A 21609-nucleotide genomic window follows, 5' to 3' on the forward strand; every position below is an offset into this window, starting at 1 on the left:
ACAGATGACGAATCAATATCCATTAAGCTGGGATATGAGCCCTTTTTTCGGAGGGGAAAGCAACTCGGATAAGCAGAAGGCGTTTCTACATAATGTAGAAGGGAATATCAAGATCCTACATAACATGCTTCAAGAGATGAACACCGAAGAGAACAGACAGCAGGCTGCAAGCTGGGTGGAGCTGCTGACTGGCTATCAGGATACAGCGTCCCAGATCAAGGAGCTGTCATCTTTTGGCTCATGCATGTCGGCTCAGGATCTGGGTGACCAGAATGCGAAGCTGTTGGTAGGAAGCGTGCGCAAGGTGTCTGCTGATTTTGCCTCCCTGCGCAGCCGTCTGGAAGAAGTGGCGCAGAACGTACCACAGGATCAGTGGGAGAAGCTTCTCGCAAGCCCAAGCTTGAAGCCTCTGGCATTTAACCTCAACGAAATCCGTGAAAAAGCAGCTGACAAAATGGCAGCCGAGCTGGAGATTCTGGCGAACGATCTGTCAGTCAGCGGCTATCATGCGTATCCTGACCTGTACAATACCATCGTCGGGAAGATGAGCATTCCGTACACACAAGACGGGGAAGAAAAGCAGCTCTCCGTCTCCCAAGCGGCCAACATGCTGCTCTCCACTGACCCACAGGTGCGCACGGCGATGAGCGAGAAATGGGAAGAGGCTTGGGCTCACAATGCCGATCTGTTTGCGCATGCACTCAATCATCTGGGTGGATTCCGTCTGGCCCTGTACCGTCACCGCGGCTGGGAGTCTGTGCTGCGTGAACCGGTATCGGGCAGCCGTATGACCCAAGAGACGCTCGATGCGATGTGGGAAGCGATCAATCAGGGCAAAGACCGGATGGTAGAATACCTCAACCGCAAAGCGAAGCTGTTGGGCAAAGAAAAGCTCGGCTGGCATGATGTGAGTGTACCGCTTGGCAGCAGCGAGACCAAGATTCCATATGATCAGGCGGCTCATTTCATCATAGATCAGTTCCGTCAGTTCAGTCCGAAGATGGCTGATTTTGCCCAGCGTGCTTTTGCCGAAGGATGGATTGAAGCTGAAGACCGTCCTGGCAAGCGTCCGGGTGGATTCTGCGCCAACTTCCCGGTGAGCAAGCAATCCCGTATCTTCCTCACTTACGGCGGTACCCAATCCAATGTGGCGACCATCGCACACGAGCTGGGGCATGCCTACCACAACTTCGTGACCAGTGATCTGCCGGCATTGACGACCGCTTTTGCGATGAACGTGGCGGAGACGGCTTCGACGTTTGCCGAGATCATCGTGGCGGATGCGGCCTTGAAGCTCGCGAAGGATGACGATGAGCGTATTCTGCTCTTGGAGGATAAGCTGGAGCGCAGTGTAGCGTTCTTCATGAATATCCATGCACGCTTCATTTTCGAGCAGGATTTCTATGAGCATCGTAAAAATGGTCTGGTGAGTGTGGGCACGCTCAATGAACTGATGGTCTCCGCGCAAAAAGAAGCATTCCGTGAGGCGCTGGCTGATTATCATCCGCATTTCTGGGCGGCTAAAGCGCATTTCTACAACACAGGTGTTCCTTTCTACAACTATCCGTATACCTTCGGCTATCTGTTCAGCCTCAGTGTCTACGCGCGTGCGCTTGAAGAAGGAACCGGATTTGAAGATAAATATGTGGAGCTGCTGCGTGATACAGGCCGCATGACTGTAGAAGAGCTGGCCCAGAAGCACCTGGGTGCCGATGTGACCAAGACAGACTTCTGGTCTGGTGGTGTGCGTCTGGTATTGGAAGATGTGGAGCAGTTCCTCGCTTTGACCAACGACCGGGTATAGTCAAAAAGTTTGATCCAGAGCCTTTCCCAAGCAGTGTGGGGAGGGCTTTTTTTTGATCCGATGTTGTCGAATGAAAAATTATTTTCGTATTATGTGAACTTTTATGCAGGAATTTGTCTGATAAGGTGGAATTGAATATAGGCAGAATGGATTACTTGAAGAGAGGTGAACCGCCTTCGGATCACGCCGAATTGGTTGATAACTCTATGAACAAGGACTCAATGGCGAAAGAGGTCGTTGGGTAGATTCGTACATATTTGTAACGGGCCACTATACATTAGATATAATAAAAAGACATGATAAAAATAGAAAAATACGATCATACCTAAAAAAGACGGGAATGCCCATACAATGATAAGGGATCTCGTCTTTTTTCTATAGTAAGCAGGACGAAAAGGGGGAGCAGCTTTTGTTTGACGATCTTGGTTTTTTCCCGCATTCATCTTATTATGATGCATTTCAGATTGATCCGAATGTAGCGTTCACCGAGCAGGTGGGAGCATTGCGTGCGGATATGTTTCAGGTCATACACGAAAAAGACCAATACCTCGTTCATGTGGGCTGGTATCCCGAGCATGATCCTGAGGGGAATTTTGTGGTGTCGCTGATTCGTCAGGAAGACAGTGAGACGATCCTGCATAGTGGCAGAATGGTTCCTGGTTATGAGGAAGAGGTGCTGTATTTTCGGGCGACACGAGACTTCGCAGAACTGCGGGGGTTCATGCAGGAGGGAATCGACCTGATCAATCTGCTGACCACGGACTACATCGAGTGGAAAAAGAAGTTCCGCGATGGCGAAGAGGAGGAGGGGGAAGAGAAGGAAGGGAAAAGCGAAAAGGGCAGTGTCTCTCTTCCTTATCTCTGGTGCCTGGTCGGCAACGTAGTGGAGGGCACCAACGTATTTTCACTCGACACCAAGGTTTATTGTTTTCCTGTGCTGTGGGGGGACGGCTATAAGGATATCAAGGTAATCGGCCGCCCGCGCGGTTCAAAGAAGCTGGTCATGACGATCGTGGCATCCAAGCATATCACCAACTGGAGGGTGGAGAAGGTATATACCTCCTATATCATCAAAAAAATGCTGGAAAACAGAGGCTGGAATTATACACTCGATTCTTTGAAAAAACTCAAAGCGCTTTTCGATGCAGTCAAGTCTGGTCCAAGTGAATCCTAAAGGATAACCGACGCACCCGCTACGGACGCGTCGATTCCACGAGCAGGTCACCAGACGGAGTCTCTACTTTCAGCGGCCTCACCCCGCGTACCACCTCAATAACCTCCTGTGAGCGGGACTCAAATCGTTTCACAAGATATTCCATCCCGATGTGCGGGTCCATATCCCCGCAGGTGTAGACATCGACACTGGCGTAGCCGTCTTCGGGAAAAGTGTGGATGCTCAGGTGGGATTCGGCGATGACCACAATACCGCTTACCCCGTCCGGTTCGAATTGGTGAAAGATCACTTCGCGAATGTCGGCTTGGGATTCGTTGGCCGCATCTACCATGATTTGCTCGACCACTTGCTTTTTCTTCAGCAGCTCTTGGTTGCATTCCCACATGTCCAGTATGATATGGCGTCCTGTTGTGTCCATTTCATCCTCCTTTACTCACCGTGTCCCAATGTGTACCTTTAGTGTGGAGGTTGGCATTGGCCCTTATACAAAAAAATGAATCCGCCGGCTTTTGTCGATTGGGCGGATTTTTTCTGTGAGTTAAGCTTTTCTTAAGAATTGGTTTAGCGGGTGTTTACCATTGGGCAGTATGCTTGAAGCAAGAAGGAATGCAATGTGGTTATCAGTAGGGTACGATAATGGCTAACCAGAGAATGAAACGGAAGAGAAAGCGGGTGGAAAGCCTATGTCAATCCGCAAGCGGTTGATTTTATCTAACATTGGTATGATTGTGGTGCCGTTGGTATTGTTTTTGTTGGCGGCGTCTCTGTTGTCATTGGTATACCAGCCTGATTGGGACGAGTTCCCGTGGGGAGATCGCAAGGATGGGCCCAAACGCCCGCCGGCGCCGGAGTTCATGCTGCATCAAGAGCTTCGTGAGCAGACGTTCGTCAATCCGGAGAAGTATCTGAATCAAAGTTATCTGAAGAAGATTGACACGCGGTTGAAGAAAACAGATAATGCGCTGATCGTGCGAAAAGCAGACAAGCTCATCTACACGTCACCAAGTCTTCCAGACATTCAAGAATTGGAGCTGCCGAGTTTTAACTTCAATGAACGCGGTCGTCCGATGTATGAGATCGGAGGGAAGACGTATGCGGTGATGAAGCATGACTTTTATTTCCGTGATGGCAGTCAGGGATCTATCATGTTTGTGAAGGAAGCAAGTCCGGTGGAGGATTTTGCCTGGACATTCTATCCGGTGTTGTTCCTGTTGTTGATTGGGTTATTGGTGTTGACCAACAGTATGCTGACGTATTTCGTGTCTCGCAGTATCGTGCGTCCGATTGATCAGCTGAAAGAGGCGGCACAGCAGATCTCAGAGGGCAACCTCGATTTCCGCTTGGAGGCGACGACCAAGGATGAATTGGGACAGCTTACCCATGCTTTTGAAGTGATGCGGGAAAAGCTGCAAGAGTCCATCCGCATCCAGCTCCAGTATGAGGAGAACCGCAAAGAGCTGATCGCCAATATCTCGCATGACTTAAAAACCCCGATCACCGCGATCAAGGGTTATGTGGAAGGCATCCGCGACGGAGTAGCCAATACGCCGGAGAAGCTGGGACGGTATGTGCAGACCATCTCGACGAAAGCAAATGACCTGGATCATATGATTGATGAGCTGTTCCTGTACTCGAAGCTGGATCTGAACCGGTTGCCGTTTGAGTTCGAGACACTGAATCTGCGTGATTATATGCAGGATTATCTGGAGGAACTGCAGTTTGAGCTGGATAAAAGACAGGTGCAGCTGGCATTTGATGTACAGCAAGGAGCTACTTATCTGGTGACGGCTGACCGTGAGAAGCTGAAGCGGGTATTGATCAATATCGTGCAGAACAGCCTGAAGTATATGGATAAGGCGGATAAGCGGCTGGATATCTGGCTGTCGGCCAAAGCGGGAACGGACGAAGAAGACGGCACGGTCACGCTCGAAATCCAAGACAACGGGCCAGGGATCGAGGCGGAGAATCTGCCCTATATTTTTGACCGCTTTTACCGTACGGATCAGTCCCGCAACTCCCTGACAGGCGGAAGCGGCTTAGGGCTTGCCATCGTGAAGCGGATCATTGAGGAGCATGGCGGCACGATCGGCGCCACCAGTCAAATCGGTCAAGGGACACGGGTGATCATCACCTTGCCGCAAGTCAAAGAAACCGAAGGAGGAGCCTTGTGAAAAAGCTGTTGATTGTAGAAGACGAAGCAAGCATCGCTGAGCTGGAGCGGGATTATCTGGAGATCGAGGGATTCGAGGTGGACATGGCGCACAATGGAGAGGAAGGGCTTCGGATGGCGCTGGAAGGAGAGTATGATCTGCTTCTGCTGGATGTGATGCTCCCGGTGATAAGCGGCTTTGATATCTGCAAGCAGATCCGCAGCACCAAGGACATCCCGATCCTGATGGTCTCTGCCAAAAAAGAGGATGTAGACAAAATTCGGGGGCTCGGTCTGGGCGCGGACGACTACATCGTCAAGCCGTTTAGCCCTAGTGAACTGGTCGCACGGGTCAAGGCACATCTGGCCCGCTACGACCGCCTGGTGGGACGCGAGGATCGGGAGACAGATGAGATCCAGATCCGCGGACTTCGCATCGATAAGGCTTCCCGCCGGGTATTCGTCAACGGAAAAGAAGTCCCGTGCACGACCAAGGAGTTCGACGTGCTGGTCTTCCTCGCTTCCAATCCCAACCGGGTATTTAGCAAAGAGCATCTGTTTGACCGCATCTGGGGGATCGATTCGATGGGGGACATCGCGACCGTCACCGTGCACATTCGCAAAATCCGGGAAAAAATCGAGCATGATCCATCCAATCCGCAGTATGTGGAGACCGTGTGGGGAGCGGGGTACCGTTTTCACGCGTAGGCTGGGCAGTCGGAGTATTCGCTTAGGCTCGGGCAGGCGAATTCCCTGCTTTACCAATCATCACCTGCCATGGAATCGATCCGCTTGACAGATACTACCCATGAATATTTTTCATGGGAGGGATCACGATGAGACGCAACCTGCTCCACCTGTCACTGGCCACCGTCCTCGCCGTCACGATGGCGGGATGTAACAACCAGGCCGGTCCTGAGAATCAGCGGAACCAACAGACACAACAGAACCAGCAGAACGGGCAAAACCAGCAGAACGCCCAGACCCAGCAAGCCCAGCAGAACAGCACCGGAATCAACGGACAGCGGCTGGATACGCGAAAAGCCAACTACGAGATGTACATGGACACCGAAGACCGCATCCAAGCCTCCGATGAGATGGGCAACGCCGGAAGCGGCAAAAAAGGGGCCCAGACCCAAGCACAAGGCAACGGACAGAACGGCCCGCGCAAAATGGGGCAGCTCGGCAACAACGAGTTCGGCTTATCGATCAGTTCCCAGGATGACGCAGTCTCACTCGGACGGGATACGACTTATCGTCTTGCCGCCAATCGCCGTCCGAAAAATGTAATCTTCATGGTCGGTGACGGTATGGGCATCGGTCAGATGGAAGTGGCCCGCCTGATGGAACACGGCAAGGAAGGCCAGCTCTACATGCAGACTCTCCCGCATGTTGCCTTCGTCCAGACTTACTCGGCCAACAATATCGTCACAGACTCTGCCGCTGCGGCGACCGCGCTTGCGACAGGATTTAAGACCGACAATGAAAAAATCGGGGTCAACCCGGCAGGCCGCGAGGTGGACAGCATCCTCGATTTGTTCAAGCAAGCCGGTAAAAAAGTGGGCGTCATCTCCACCAACACAGTGACAGACGCGACTCCCGCCGGTTTCACCGCCAGCATCCCTAACCGCTGGCTCGGGCAAGAGGATATCGCCCGTCAACAGCTGGAGGCCCAAGTCGACGTGATCCTCGGCGGCGGCGCCAAGACCTTCCGCCCGACCGACAAAAATCCCGTCAACTACATAGATGAGTTCCAAAAACGCGGCTATACCTACGTCTCCGACCGCGACCAACTGGATCAGGCACAGGGTGACAAGCTGCTCGGGCTTTTCCATGACTCGTACATGAATTACAAGCTCGACCGCGAAGAGATGAACAGCAACGAGCCTACGCTCAAAGAAATGACGCAAAAAGCGATCGAGGTGCTCAATCGCGGCAACCAAGGATTTTTCGTCATGGTTGAGGGGGCACGGATCGATCACGCGGCACATGCTGCTGATATCACGAGCATCTGGAAAGAGACCGTAGAGTTCGACGAAGCTGTCCGCTATGCCACTGACTGGGCCAAGATCGATGGGAATACCCTCGTCGTCGTCCTCGCCGACCACGAAACTATGGGGATCGCCGCCGCCGAGCCGATGGATTTGCAGAAGCTCAAGGAGATCCAAGTCTCTCCAGAGTTCATGGCAAGCAAGCTGGTCGCAGATCCGGCGACAGGCGATTTTACGGCAGACAGTCTGCGCGCAGTGTTTAAGCAATATGCCAATATCGAGCTGACCGATGCAGAGATCGCTTCGTTTAACCAGCGTGTCAAAGACAGAGCAGGCAAGGTCTACGCCTCCTACCGCATCGGCTGGGAGATCGGCAGCCTGATCGCCTCGCACAACTCGGTCGGGGTGATGAGCAGTGACGTGCGGACATTGAGTGGAACAGGTGGTCACACGGCTAACATGGCACCTCTTTTTGCCTATGGGGTTGGGGCGGAGAACTTCGACGGTGTGCTGGATAACACCGATATCCCACGCATGCTCGCCAAGATGATGGGTTATCAGTCGAACAACATCCGTGTCTATGTGAAGACGACAGCCGCCACAGGTGAGACCGAGTATCCGAAGATCAGCTTCCCGGTTCAGCCTTATGTCGCCAATGGACGCACGCTTGTGCCGATCCGCGAGATCTCCGAAGCGCTTGGCTCCACGGTGGAGTGGGACGCAGCCACACGCAAGGTTACGATGACCAAAGGGAATGACACGGTGACTCTTGTCATCGGACAGGCCAATGCGACCAAGAATGGGACGACACTGCCACTGGAAGTACCGGCTCAGATCACCAACGGAAAGACGTTCCTGCCGCTTCGTTTTGTAAGTGAGGCGCTGGGAGCGAAGGTGACATGGGAGGAAGCGTCGAGATCGGCTGTGATTGAGTAAAAAAGGATAGGATGAGCCTGACCATACCAAGAGCACCCCGTGGTAACAGACCGCACTCCAAGCACAGGGAGGATGTCTGTTCGACGGGGTGTTTTTTATGATAAGGTGTGGGTAGATAGGTAAGAACGTACCAGATCATCACGACCGAAGAGAGGTGTCTTCTCTATGAACAGCACGACCGTTATCACATCTCAATTGACCGAATACCTGCATACATACGCCTCCCACGGCTACTTCAACGGCTCCGTCCTCGTCGCCCACCAAGGCAACATCCTGCTCGCCGATGGATACGGCATGGCGAATATGGAACATGACGTGCCCAATACCAGCAAGACTAAGTTCCGTATCGCCTCGATCACCAAGCCCATCACCGCAACCGTGATTTTTCGTCTGATGGAGCAAGGTCTGCTGTCGCTTACCGATCGGCTCGCCACGTATTTCCCGGATTTCCCGCATGCGGATGAGATCACGATCCACCACCTCCTAAGCCACACCTCCGGCATCCCTAACTACACCGCGCGTCCTGACTTCTGGGACAGTATCATGCGCCTGCCTGCCACACGGGAAAAGATGCTCGCTCAGATGACCGAATATCCGCTTGATTTCCAACCGGGGGAACGTTACAACTATTCCAACTCTGGTTACATGCTGCTCTCCTATATCATCGAAGACATCACCGGCCTGACCTATCCCCAAGCAGTCAAACAATTCGTCACCGACCCGCTCGGGATGCACGATACCGGGGTCGACGACGGCTATGTGCTGTTAAAAAACCGCGCTACCGGCTATGGTGTAGATGGAGGAATCGTTCATGCGCCCACGACGGATATGTCTGTCACGTACGGTGCCTATGGGATGTATTCGACGGTAGAGGATTTGCACCGTTTTGCACAGGCACTGAGCCGTGGGACGTTGCTTGGCCCGGAATCTTTTGAGCAGATGACCACGATTGTTCAGGAAGACTATGCCTGCGGCTGGGCGGTTCACGAGTTTGATACCCCGCACTACGGCAGGCAGAAGCGCCTGTGCCACTATGGGGATATCTGCGGGTTTTGTGTCGACCTTCTGATCTATCCCGAGATCGAGTTGATCGTCGTCGTGCTGTCCAATATCGGGGTCACGCCGACGGTGAAATTCAGCCGTGATCTCTCCAAGCTGATCTTGGATGTGGAAGTGGAGATGCCGGAGATGAAGCGGAGCGTGGAAGAGACCGCAGGGATGGTGATGTCTGAGGAAGAGTTGATGCCGTTTCTGGGGATTTATCAGATCGAGGGGACGGATCGGACAGTAGAGATTTCGCTGGTGGCGGGAGTGACGGACGAGCAACGTGAGCGGTCTGAGACCGTATCGTCTAATCGACCATCTGACGACATCAAGCCCACCTCCCCCGGCATTCCGCACCTGCTCATCACCAAGCAGAACCAATACGGCGGAGTAGACCGCTATCATCTGACCATCACCGGAATCCTGGCAGATACCGTCCAGGCCGTCACCCACCACATCTGGGAAAAAGTCTGCTTCACACGCGCGTCAGATGGGAACGTAACAGCACTGACCTATGAAGATGTCTATGGCATAAAATGGACCGCCCAACGAAAATAGTTCCCGCCATCCCAGCAAGTATGCTAAGTCGTCTGCCCTTTTTTTCAAAAGGAGCGGGCGGCTTTTTTCTATGTTGGGTAACTTTCTAAAAAAAATTAAAAAAGTAATCCTGAAATATACATAATTACTAAAAATATGCCGATAGGTAAAACAGGAAGAGTATTCCATTCTTCCGAAACTCTAGAAAAGAGGGAAGTGAGGAAGATGACGAGATTACAAGAGATGTCGAGATGGCTTCGTGTCATGCTGCTGTTTTTACTCGTCTTTGCACAGGCTGTACCAGCGGTCGCCTTTGCCGAACAAGCTGAAAAAGCGGGGAAAGATCCAGAGGGGGCACAGATTGATTACGTGGCGGCAACCAATGGATGGATCAAGGTGGCTTTTTCCAAGGAACTGGAGAAAGCACCCAAAGCCCGTGACTTCAGTATTACCACCCAGATTAACGGGGGAACATCAAGCGAGGCAGAGATAGATTCACTCCGTTATGAAGAGCAGGAGCTGGCTGCCTATCTCAAAATCGCTCCTGTACAGCCGAAGGACAAAAAACAAACCGTGGTGATCAGTGTGGATTATCAAGGTTTGAAGAAGAGTGCTAAAGCCTTTACGATTGGCGCAGCAGGAGTGGCAGCAGGCGTGAAGGCTGGGCAGCTCGTCAGCCCGGATGTGTCTGAGACGACAGGTGATATCATCGGTGTGGTCTATGATTACAATGGTGTTGATCCGATGGTTCCATTGGCGGGAGTCACTGTCACAGTGGATGGAACCGATATTTCCGTCGTCTCTGATGCAGAGGGGAAATATAAGATTTCTGATTTGCCGCCAGGGTATTATTATCTTGACTATCATGGGGGTGCGGTTGACCGTCAGGATCTGTTGGATATGGACTGCATGGTATATGCAGGTCAGACGACGGAGGCGTTCCCGGCGTACATGGCACCATTTAGCTCGATTATTTATGGCAGCGTGATTGATGAGACCGGAAAGGGGATTCCTGAGGCAAAGGTCACCATCACCCATGACGACTTCACCCGCAGTATGCTGACGGATGGGGAGGGCAACTTCCGTTTTAACGATCTTCCACAAGCATCATGGCCTGATACTTATACATATTCCGTGGAGGTCACCAAGACCGGATACCCGACAAAACTCACAACCGCCAAGCCATATCTGGGCAGAGCGGCACACGTGGAATATATCCTTCTATATGATGACCCATCCACGACCACGGGTTCCATCTTTGGCAGAGTGAAGGGAAGCAATGGAATCGAGACGTATGATTTGCCGGGCATACCGGTAAGCCTCGAAGGTACTGACATCTCCACCGTGTCTGGGGAGAAGGGCTTCTTTTTCATCCAGAATGTCCCACCGGGCAGCTACAAGTTGTATTACAATGGTCAGCCTGCTGAGCATTCTGGATACGTGACGTTGCCAAACGAGATCACAGCGGGGGAAACCGCGGTTGTCTACACGGTACATCTCAATCCTGATACGGGGATTATCATCGGTGAGGTAGTGGATGAGAATGGTCAGCCCCTTGCAGATGCAACAGTCACGCTGAGAGGAAACCAAAATGCTCACACCGACAGCGTCACCACAGATGTCTACGGAACGTACCGTTTCAATAAAGTGCCGCAAGACCCCCTATACTCCGACATGACGTACACCATTCGGGCGAGCAAGCCGGATTATACCGAAGGATTGTTGTATGAGGTCAACCCGCGCATGGGATATGCGATTACGGCTGAGACGATTACACTGACCTCATCTGCTCACTTCGCTACGGTTACGGGTACGGTAAAAGGCAGCTTTGACGGGAATGTCTATCCTCTCCAAGGTGTCTCCGTCTCCGTGATGAAGGATGGTTCTTATATTGACCGCGACGGAAGAACAGACGAGCAGGGGAATTTCACGATCCAAAACATACCAGAGGGAGATTATCAGATCTCCTATTACGCTAGCAATACGGGACATGCAGATTATGACAGTTGGACGTATCACCTCACCGCGGGTCAAATCACACAGGTGGACGAGGTCATCGTCCCACTGGTCACAGGTACCGTAACAGGTATCGTCAAGAATGAAGCAGGAGCTCCGCTCAAAGACGTCAGAGTGGCGATCATGGATAATGGTATGCACAGAGACGCCGTGACCGATGCAGACGGCCGCTTTACTTTTACCAACGTTAGACAAAGCACTGAGGGTACAAGCTTGACCTATACGATCCAAGCCAACTGGATTGGATATGAGACGACAAGAGTATCCGTGACACCTGTCATCGGAGGAACCGTAGAAGTGCCGATCACCTTGCCGATCAGCAACACACCTGTCTTTAACCAAAACCAAGGCGGCAAAGGCGGTTATCTAGCTGGAGCGTACCAGCTTACATCCTATCAGCCGACCGTCCACAACTGGACACGCCAATCAAGCGTTTCCCTCAACCGCTTCGTCAGCCAAAAATGGAAGCATCAGCTGGAAGGAGCCACAACCAGCCAAGCGGTACAAGCCTCCTCGACCATCATTGACCGCTTCGGCACAATCTATCTGAGTGCGACCAACACCTACACGCTCTACGCGATCAACCCGGACGGTACGCAGAAGTGGAAGTTCAAGGGCAGCGGTTTTATCAAAGACCCAGCCATTGGTGCAGACGGAACCATCTATGTCCCGACCTCCAACGGCTACCTCTACGCGGTCAACCCGAACGGTACGCTCAAATGGAGCTATAAAACCCAAGGCTACTCCCACACCGCCCCTGTCATCGGAGCAGACGGCACGATCTACATCGGTTCCACATCTGGTAATCTTTATGCTCTCAATCCGAACGGCACGCTCAAATGGAAATCGCTTGTCGTCGATGCCACGACCACACTCAATGCTCCGTACAGAGGCATGGCGATCGGCACAGACGGCACGATCTATGCGGCGATCAACACCAAGCTATTCGCGCTGACCCCGACAGGTACAGCCAAGTGGTCGTACACCACAGGCGGAGCGCTCTCCGGTGTTGCCTTGGATGCAACAGGCACGATCTACACAGGTTCCTATGACAACTACATGTACGCGATCAATGCCAACGGTACGCTAAAGTGGAGATACTATACGGCCAATGATATCAATACTTCAGCAGCCATCGGTTCTGACGGCACGATCTATTTCGGCTCCAACGACATGAGTATCTATGCCCTTAATCCAAATGGAACAAAAAAATGGTCATACAAAACAGGCGGGGCGATCTACTCGACTCCGATCATTGACGCCAATAATGGCATCTGGTTCGGTTCGGCTGACAGCAAGCTGTACCGGATGACCAATACAGGCACAGTAGATGCTACCTTCACGCTGGGGGGGCGCACCTGGTCTTCTCCAGCGATCGGTTCTTACTCCCGACTCTATATCGCCGCGGATGACAACGCGGTCTACTCCTTCGGTTATTAGGAGGATTAATGGCATTCCGCTGTGAGTAAGAAGCTTCACCGTAACTCAAAAAGTCCTGTCCTACCTCTTTGTGGAAGGGACAGGGCTTTTTCTCATATTGTTCACAAGGATGTAAAAACCCTCAGAAAAATATAGTGTAAGGATATACATGTTTTTACTAAATATACCGATACGAGAAAGGAAGAGATTACCACTCTTCTCCATTCAGAAAAAAAGGGGGATGTACAGACAGATGACGAGAGGATACGAGATTCCAAGATTGTTTCGGGTCATGATGCTTTTCTTACTCGTGTTCGCACAGGTTGTACCGACTGTGGCTTTTGCTGAAAAAAGCAAGCCGGACTCTACAGAGGCAGAGATTGCCTATGTGATGGCCACTAATGGCATGGTCAGGGTTGCTTTTGCCAAAGCGCCTATGAAAGCTCCGGTCAGCCGGGACTTCCGCTTTACCCAGACCATCAATGGCGCTGAAGAAGTGGAAGTAGAGGTGGATTCTTTCAGATATGTAGAAGCGGAGGGGGCAGTGCTTGTCCGATATGCACCCCTGAAATCGACGGACAAAACCCAGAACGTCTTAATTACCGCTGAGTATAAAGGTCGTACCAAAAAAGCGGCGGAGGCATTCACTGTGAAGCGGGTTGCCACCAAAGAGACCCAGGCTCGGATCAGCACGGACGGTGAAGCCGACACCAAGGTTACGATCATGGGGATCGTCGAGGTGTACAACGGGATTGACCCTAGAGTTCCCGTAGCCGGTGTACCTGTCAGTGTTCAAGGAACCAATACCAGTGTCATCACAGATGAAAATGGACGGTTCATGCTGACCAATCTTGAACCGGGGACGATCATTCTGGATTTTGATGGTGATCCGGTAGGACTACGCGATTTGACCGATATGTATTACTATGCGGAACCAGGTGATTGGATTGAAACCGGGCCGTTCCACATGCCATCGCAAACTTGTCTGGTAGCGGGACGTGTCGTGGATGACAGTGGGGCAGTTATCGCAGATGCAACGGCCACCATCACCCATGACAGCTATACCCGGAGCACGACAACGGATGCCAAAGGAAACTTCCGATTTGACGGGCTTCCCCAAGAGGAAGACTGGGCGAATCACTATAGCTACACCATTGAGATCAGCAAAGACGGGTATCCCTCCAAGACGCTGACGGCAGAACCTTATTTTTGGGAAGGAACCGACTTACAATCGATCGTCCTGTACGATGAGCCTTCCACGACCACAGGTTCTATCGCAGGTGAAGTATGGGGGACAAATGGCTTGGATGCTTATCGGTTGGCAGGTGTCACGGTGAACGTCCAAGGTACCAATCTTTCAGCAGTTACGGATGAATATGGATTCTATCTGATTAAAAATGTGCCTCCAGGCGACCGAAAGCTTGAATCAATGGGCCGAAGCATCGGTCATTCGAATACGGTAGGTGAGACCGTTCCTGTTGTGGCAGGCGAATTGGTGACCTATGAGAGACAACATCTCACGAATCCGAACTGTATTGTCACGGGGATTGTAAAAGGGGATGGCAATCAACTTCTCGCAGGTGTCACGGTCGAACTTTATGGGAATCAAAGCGACTATCACGATACGGTCACGACTGATGTGTACGGGAGATACCGTTTTGATAACGTCCCACCCGAGGAAGCGTCGTACCCGGATTACAACCCGTATCGGATCATGGCAAGCAAAGAGGGATATGCTCCTACAACCATCTATGGTGTGTATCCGTATGGAGGATCGGCACTAAGGGTAGACCCGATCACCTTGCTTCCATCGTCTTACTATGGAACCGTCACAGGTACGGTAATAGGAAGCTTTGGAGATCAGATCTACCCTCTTGCTGGATTGAGAGTCTTTCTGACCGATATCTACAACAATATTTTATTCGAGCATGTTGGAACAACGGACGAGCAAGGGAACTTCACCATTCAAAATATTCCAGATGGGGATTACGGTCTTTTTTATTCTGGCTGGGAGTCAGGTTATGAAGAGTTGTATTCACCCGAAAGATACCAGATTACCGGTGCTCAAATCATCACCGCGCCAGAGGTTGCACTACCGCGGGCAGCAGGTGATATCGCAGGTGTCATGACCAATCATAACGGAGCTCCTTTGAAAAACGTCGAAATGGAACTTTATAACGAGGAATATGGTGGTCGGACATATCAAGCGACTACAGATGCGACAGGGGCCTTCCTGTTCAAACATGTCTATCATGGACCAGAGGGGATCACGTATCGATACAAGATCCTTGCTTCGGTGCTTGGATATGAGAACCTTGACATGTACGTCACTCCCGTTATCGGAGAGACTCTCCAGCTTCAACTGAAGAGGGTACCGAGCACAACCATCCAGTTTAATCAAAACGAAGGTGGAAAAGGCGGCTATCTGACAGGGGCTTACCAGAACACGTCTTACCAGCCAAGCGTATACAACTGGACACGCCAATCTACGCTTGGTCTCAACAAATACGCCAAACAAATCTGGAAGCATCAGCTGGAAGGTGCAACAACCAGCCAGGCGGTACAAGCCTCATCAACTGTCATCGACCGATTTGGGACTGTCTATCTGAGTGCGACCAACACCTATACCCTGTATGCAATCAATCCGGACGGCACACAGAAGTGGAAGTTCACAGGCAGCGGCTATATCAAAGACCCAGCCATCGGTGCAGACGGAACCATCTATGCGCCGACCTCCAACGGATACCTGTACGCCGTCAACCCGAACGGAACACTCAAATGGAGCTATAAGACACAGGGCTACTCGCATACAGCACCAGTCATCGGAGCAGATGGAACCATCTATATCGGTTCTACATCAGGTAACCTGTATGCACTGAATCCAAACGGTACACTCAAATGGAAGTCGCTCGTCGTGGATGCCACAACCACACTAAATGCTCCATACAGAGGCATGGCGATCGGCGCGGATGGAACGATCTATGCTGCGATCAACACCAAGCTTTACGCACTCACTTCCACAGGCGCAACCAAATGGTCTTACACCGCAGGCGGCATGCTCACAGGTGTCGCGCTGGATTCCACAGGAGTAATCTACTCAGGCTCTTACGATAACTACATGCACGCGATCAATGCCAATGGTACATTGAAGTGGAAATACTACACGGCCAATGACATCAACTCATCTGTTGCGATTGGTGCAGACGGAACCTTGTATTTTGGCTCCAACGACTTCAATCTCTATGCCCTTAATCCAAACGGAACGAAAAAATGGTCGTACAAAACAGGCGGAGCTGTCTACTCGACACCACTTCTTGACGACATGAATGGAGTATGGTTCGGTTCATCAGATGGAAAACTCTACCGTCTGACCACGTCTGGCAGCTTGGATACCAGCTATACACTGGGCGGCCGTACATGGTCTTCTCCAAGCTTAAGCATCACCTATCCGTTTGAGCGCATTTACATCGCCGCGGATGATAACGCGATTTACGCATTTAGCTATTAGGGCTAATCCCTATTCCGAAAATCATAACTGAAAGCACACCTCCCCCCATATACTTTAGAATCAAGAAAGTGAATGGGGGGATTTTTGTCATGAAGCCAGAGGAACACAAAGAATTGGAGCGCGCCATCGATGAGATCACCGAGATCGCCAAAGGCTACGGGCTTGATTTTTACCCGATGCGCTATGAGATATGTCCGGCCGATATCATCTACACATTCGGTGCGTATGGGATGCCGACCCGGTTCTCCCACTGGAGCTTCGGAAAATCGTTTTACCGCATGAAGCTGCAGTATGATCTCAACCTCAGCAAAATCTATGAGCTTGTCATCAACTCCAACCCCTGCTACGCCTTCCTCCTCGACGGCAACAGCCTGATCCAAAACAAGCTGATTGTCGCCCACGTCCTTGGTCACTGTGATTTCTTCAAGAACAACGTCCGTTTTTCCAACACCAACCGCGATATGGTGGAGAGCATGGCAGCGAGCGCAGAGCGAATTCGCCAGTACGAGATCAAGTACGGCAAAGAAACCGTGGAAGAAGTGCTCGACGCCGCTATCGCGATCCAGGAGCATATCGATCCGAGCCTGTTGCGCCCGAAGCTTCGCTGGAAGCAAGAGACCGGCGATGTCTCCGTCACATCGAGCACCTTGTCAGCTGGCACCGTCTATGACGACCTCTGGAAGCTCGATCCCGATGAAAAGAACAAGGAACCGGAAAAAATCGTCCGCCGCTTCCCACCACAGCCCGAAAAAGATCTGCTCTTGTTCATCCAAGAGTACAGCACCATTCTAGACGAATGGCAGCGCGATATTATGACGATCATCCGCGACGAGATGCTCTACTTCTGGCCGCAGATCGAGACTAAGATCATGAACGAAGGGTGGGCTTCCTTCTTCAAAGCTGCTTAAAAAAACAGGACAACCTTCTACATCGATCTACACATTTCTCCCTAATATGCCGATAAGGTTATAGGAAGATTAACCCAAAAAATCAACTGGAAGGGATGTGAACCGATGACGAGCGTCCTAGAAATTCAGAGACTCTTCAGGGTCCTGCTGCTTTTCTTACTCGTTTTCGCACAGGTCGTACCAAGTGTAGCCCAAGCCGCCAAGACGAAGCCTGATTCGTCTGATGCCCGGCTCAGCTATGTCACGGCCAACAATGGTTTTATCAAATTAAAATTATCCCCAGCACCAAAAGAAGCCCCATCCAGCCAAGATTTCCAATTATCACAAAGAATTAATGGCAAGGATGCGGGGTCCGTAGCAATCGATACGTTTAGCTATGATGAAGAAGAAAGAACGGCTTACGCCACATTTGCACCGCTGGAATCGACAGAGAAAAAACAATCCGTGGTGATCAGCGTTAACTATAACGGTTCACAGAAGAGTTCACGGGCTTTTACGATCGCATCCAAGGATGCCGAGGTCAAAAGTCTGAGCATTCTCAATCCATCTGCAACCAATGAACTAGAGGTTGGCCACAGCTTGTCCCTGGTGGCGATCGCCAAAGACGAGGACAACAACGTCGTCGCCAATGCCGACATCGAATGGACAAGCAGCAATTCCAAGGTTCTGACGGTAGACGATACAGGACTGGTCAAAGCCAAAAAAGCAGGATCGGCTTCCGTCACCGCTTACGCAGGTAATGCAAAAGCATCTTTTCGCATCGAAGCAGTAGAAGGGCCGAGCGGTGCAGCAGGCGTCTCTGCCACCAATGGAGCCGTTACCGTGCAATTCAATGGGGCTATGGAGAAAGCGCCGACGGCAGGAGACTTCATATTTCGGGCTGTGATCGATGATAGCAAGGAGCGTGCGCTGTCCATCACGGCCTACCACTGGAGTGAATCGACCAATGCGGCAAGCTTCCGTTTCAATCCGCTCACTCCATCGACTTCCAAGGATCAAAAGGTCACGATCCTGGTTATGTACGGTAATAAAACCCTGAAGGCAGACCCATTCATTCTGGCTTCACGCAAAGCGAAGGTAGCGTCTGTCGAGGTGATGAATCTCGCCGAGGATGCGGAGCTGGTCTTAGGCACTGACGATATCTCCCTCTCACTCGTAGCCATCGCCAAAGACAAAGACGGCAATACCATCTCAGGCAAACGCTTCTCTTGGTCCACCAGCGACAAACGGGTCGCAACCGTTGACCGCACTGGGAATGTGACAGCAAGAGGCGTAGGCAATGCTGTCATCACCGCCGAGGTCGACAATGTGTCCGGTTCACTGGGTGTTACTGTCAAAAAGCAGCAGATTCCAGATGATCCGCCACCGCCAGTACTGACTGGTTCGTTGGCAGGCTACGTCTATGGTACGGACTGGTTCAACCAGTTCCCGCTCGCAGATGTCCGCGTGGAGGTCATGGGCACGACTTTTGCTGCCGTGACCAATGCGCAGGGAAGCTTCACCATTCCAAATCTCCCGCAAGCCAGTTACCAACTGCGCTTTCAAGCAAGCCAACCGGGTTATACAGAGACCATCTCGGGATCTTATACGGTAGTAGCAGGGCAGACCACCACGATTGCACCTGTCAAACTGACACCTACTACAGGAAGTATCCTTGGTATGGTGACAGATCCGACCGGTCTGCCGATCGCAGGGGCTTCGGTGACGGTGACAGGACAAGGTGTTTCGTATGACCTGATCACAGATGCCGAAGGAAAATACCGTCAGACCAACATTCCGTATTCTGACGATCCCATCACCTGGCTGAATATGGAGGTGAAAAAAGAAGGCTTCCAAACAGCCACTCTCAGCATACCGCTCACCAAAGGGGCACTCACCAGCGTTCCTACTCTGACACTGATTCCTGTTGTCGTTCCTGAGAAGCCGGGCCATATCACTGGTCAGGTAAAAGGAGCGAACGGACTGGAGACATACCCGCTGGCTGGTGTCACCGTCGAAGTGATGGGAACTGACCTCTATACGGTATCAGACCAGCAGGGCATGTTCACGATCAGCAATGTGGCGGCAGGTACCTATACACTGCGCTACATCGGCGAAGCAGTGGGTCATGAGAATCTGGTCACCCTGCCTTATCAAGTTAAGGCAGGCGAGACATTCACACTTGATCCACAAGTGCTGTATACGGCTTCGGGTATTGTCACGGGCCGCGTGATCGAAGTGACAGGAGAGCCGATTGGCAATGCTGATGTCGTGATTTTGGGCAATGGGTACCAGCAGACGGTTACCTCCGACGTATACGGGAATTACCGTTTTGATCAAGTGCCGCAGGTGGCGACAGGGGATCTCCTGACCTACACGATCTCAGCTGGAAAAGAGGGCTATCAGCAGAATTCTGTCACGGTAGCGCCTACCCGTGGCGGTGTTATCACGGCAGACGCGATCGTCCTGAGTAAAGTGGCCGCACCGACGGGAAGCCTCACAGGTAAATTGCTGGGAGTCTATGGGAATGGGGCCATCCCTCTTGCCGGAGTTCCTGTGCAATTGGTTGGGACAACCTACTCCACGGTAACGGATGCCACAGGAACCTATCTCTTCACAGATGTGCCTGAGGGCGAATACCAGATCTTCCTCCAAGCAGAGGCAATCGGCTATGCCAACATCACCTGGGGTCCATTCTCGGTGACCGCAGGTAAGACCACGGATGTTGGGGGCGTGCTGACCTACTACCTCGAATCCGGCACGGTGAACGGGCTTGTGCAGAACAGCTCCGGTAAACCTGTCGCTGGCGCAACGGTTACGATCTTTGGCAATTCCTACAGTCACAGCGTCACCACCGACGTCTATGGCTTGTACCGGATTGACTTCGTACCGCAAACCTCCAAAGGGGACAAGCTCATCTATTCCCTGCAAGCCAGCAAAGAAGGGTATCTGTCTGCTGCAACAACAGTCAGCCCAATCATCGGCAGTGTGGTCGATGTACCGGCTCTCGTGCTGCAACAGCTGATCACAGACCCATTTGACCAGAACGAAGGCGGCTATGGCGGCTACCAAAATGGTGCCTACCAGCCTGACGCGGCCCAGCCGACGATTTTTAACTGGACACGCCAATCCCGCTATACGGTTACGGAAAAGCCAAGTCTCAAATGGAAGTACCAATTGGAAGGTTACAACCAGGCTGTACAGGATGCTTCTACGATTGTCGACCGGGACGGGGTCACCTATCTCGGTGCGACCAACACAGGTGATATCTACGCGATCACACCGGAAGGGAAGCTCAAATGGAGGTACCAGACCGATTATGTCATCGGTGACGTTACCCTCGGTCAGGACGGCACCATCTATGCTGTGACAGGTGACAGCTATCTGCTGGCTCTCAAAGACGGCAAGCTCAAGTGGAGCCTCAAGCTGCAGGGAAGCTTCTCTCCGGCTCCGATCATCGGGGCGGACGGTACGATCTATGTGGGATCGGCAACGGGATACCTATATGCCGTCAATCCAGATGGCACAATCAAGTGGAAAACCTTACTTGTTGATTCCTTAACGAGCTGGACAGCCAACTACGTGGATCTGGCCATGGGATCAGACGGCGTGATCTATGCTGCGATCCAGAACAAAGTATACGCGATCAGCTACACAGGCCAAGTCATGTGGAGCTATGCAACAGGGGCGCTGATCTCAGGGATTACGCTGCGGGCGGACGGAACGATTTTCGTCGGTTCCAATGATAAAAAGCTGTATGCCATCGATATAGACGGCACCCTGCAGTGGACCTATACATTGACCAGCCACATTGACAGCCTCGTTGCCATCGCGGCAGACGGTACGCTTTATTTCGGCGCCGGGGATGCGAATCTCTATGCCCTAACCCCAAGTGGTGCCAAAAAGTGGACCTTCCAAGCAGGCGGCAATGTCTATTCGACTCCGGTCATCGATGCATCTGGAGTGGTCTGGTTCGGCTCTACCGATGGATCGGTATATGGGGTGAATCCGAACGGAACGCTCAAATGGTCGTATGCGCTCGGAGACAGAACACTTTCATCTCCATCGATTGACAAGGACGGCAGCCTGATCATTGCGGCTGACGATAATGCTATCTATCGGTTTGGACAGTAATCTTATAGGT

Annotated in this window: 10 protein-coding genes and 1 pseudogene; 10 read left to right on the forward strand and 1 reads right to left on the reverse strand. The window is 51.9% G+C overall.

Going from position 1 to position 21609, the window contains the following annotated elements:
• The first annotated feature begins 4 nt into the window (after positions 1-4).
• Both FGI41_RS18480 and FGI41_RS18485 read left to right on the forward strand, forming a co-directional pair.
• Complete coding sequence (locus tag FGI41_RS18480; RefSeq protein WP_139491818.1) at positions 5-1804, forward strand: M3 family oligoendopeptidase; 1800 nt, start codon at positions 5-7, stop codon at positions 1802-1804.
• 409 nt (positions 1805-2213) lie between these two features.
• Positions 2214-2978, forward strand: a complete 765-nt coding sequence (locus tag FGI41_RS18485; RefSeq protein ID WP_139491819.1) for a hypothetical protein — start codon at positions 2214-2216, stop codon at positions 2976-2978.
• 19 nt (positions 2979-2997) lie between these two features.
• Here the strand turns inward: FGI41_RS18485 and speD are convergent, their stop codons facing one another.
• Positions 2998-3396, reverse strand: a complete 399-nt coding sequence (gene speD, locus FGI41_RS18490) for an adenosylmethionine decarboxylase (RefSeq protein WP_139491820.1) — start codon at positions 3394-3396, stop codon at positions 2998-3000.
• 265 nt (positions 3397-3661) lie between these two features.
• On the opposite strand from speD, the gene FGI41_RS18495 reads away from it, so the two are divergent.
• The 8 genes and pseudogenes from FGI41_RS18495 to FGI41_RS18530 all read left to right on the forward strand — a co-directional run bounded on the left by FGI41_RS18495 (position 3662) and on the right by FGI41_RS18530 (position 21599).
• Positions 3662-5149: a sensor histidine kinase gene (locus tag FGI41_RS18495; protein ID WP_139491821.1), complete on the forward strand. Its 1488-nt coding sequence runs from the start codon at positions 3662-3664 to the stop codon at positions 5147-5149.
• Positions 5146-5835, forward strand: a complete 690-nt coding sequence (locus FGI41_RS18500; RefSeq protein ID WP_139491822.1) for a response regulator transcription factor — start codon at positions 5146-5148, stop codon at positions 5833-5835. Before FGI41_RS18495 ends, FGI41_RS18500 begins: the two co-directional genes overlap by 4 nt.
• A gap of 128 nt (positions 5836-5963) precedes the next feature.
• Positions 5964-8054 (forward strand): alkaline phosphatase, encoded by a 2091-nt coding sequence (locus tag FGI41_RS18505; protein WP_176560341.1) that lies wholly within the window; start codon positions 5964-5966, stop codon positions 8052-8054.
• 165 nt (positions 8055-8219) lie between these two features.
• Entirely contained in the window at positions 8220-9656 is a 1437-nt protein-coding gene (locus FGI41_RS18510) for a serine hydrolase domain-containing protein (protein ID WP_139491823.1), read from the forward strand.
• 204 nt (positions 9657-9860) lie between these two features.
• Positions 9861-13091 (forward strand): carboxypeptidase regulatory-like domain-containing protein, encoded by a 3231-nt coding sequence (locus FGI41_RS18515; RefSeq protein ID WP_176560342.1) that lies wholly within the window; start codon positions 9861-9863, stop codon positions 13089-13091.
• 232 nt (positions 13092-13323) lie between these two features.
• Entirely contained in the window at positions 13324-16578 is a 3255-nt protein-coding gene (locus FGI41_RS18520; protein ID WP_176560343.1) for a carboxypeptidase regulatory-like domain-containing protein, read from the forward strand.
• Positions 16579-16667: 89 nt separating this feature from the next.
• Positions 16668-17474: pseudogene (locus FGI41_RS18525) on the forward strand (SpoVR family protein); the annotation flags it as partial.
• A gap of 117 nt (positions 17475-17591) precedes the next feature.
• On the forward strand, positions 17592-21599 hold the full coding sequence (locus tag FGI41_RS18530) for a carboxypeptidase regulatory-like domain-containing protein (protein WP_139491826.1): 4008 nt from the start codon (positions 17592-17594) through the stop codon (positions 21597-21599).
• Positions 21600-21609: the final 10 nt, after the last annotated feature.

The organism is Brevibacillus dissolubilis, assembly GCF_006170445.1.
GTDB classification, from domain to species: Bacteria; Bacillota; Bacilli; order Brevibacillales; family Brevibacillaceae; genus Brevibacillus_B; species Brevibacillus_B dissolubilis.

Excerpts from the sequence above, each read along its gene's own strand:
- speD (WP_139491820.1), bottom strand. The coding sequence starts at position 3,396 with ATGGACACAACAGGACGCCATATCATACTGGACATGTGGGAATGCAAC.
- FGI41_RS18530 (WP_139491826.1), top strand. The coding sequence starts at position 17,592 with ATGACGAGCGTCCTAGAAATTCAGAGACTCTTCAGGGTCCTGCTGCTT.
- FGI41_RS18480 (WP_139491818.1), top strand. The coding sequence starts at position 5 with ATGACGAATCAATATCCATTAAGCTGGGATATGAGCCCTTTTTTCGGA.
- FGI41_RS18510 (WP_139491823.1), top strand. The coding sequence starts at position 8,220 with ATGAACAGCACGACCGTTATCACATCTCAATTGACCGAATACCTGCAT.
- FGI41_RS18495 (WP_139491821.1), top strand. The coding sequence starts at position 3,662 with ATGTCAATCCGCAAGCGGTTGATTTTATCTAACATTGGTATGATTGTG.
- FGI41_RS18505 (WP_176560341.1), top strand. The coding sequence starts at position 5,964 with ATGAGACGCAACCTGCTCCACCTGTCACTGGCCACCGTCCTCGCCGTC.
- FGI41_RS18520 (WP_176560343.1), top strand. The coding sequence starts at position 13,324 with ATGACGAGAGGATACGAGATTCCAAGATTGTTTCGGGTCATGATGCTT.
- FGI41_RS18515 (WP_176560342.1), top strand. The coding sequence starts at position 9,861 with ATGACGAGATTACAAGAGATGTCGAGATGGCTTCGTGTCATGCTGCTG.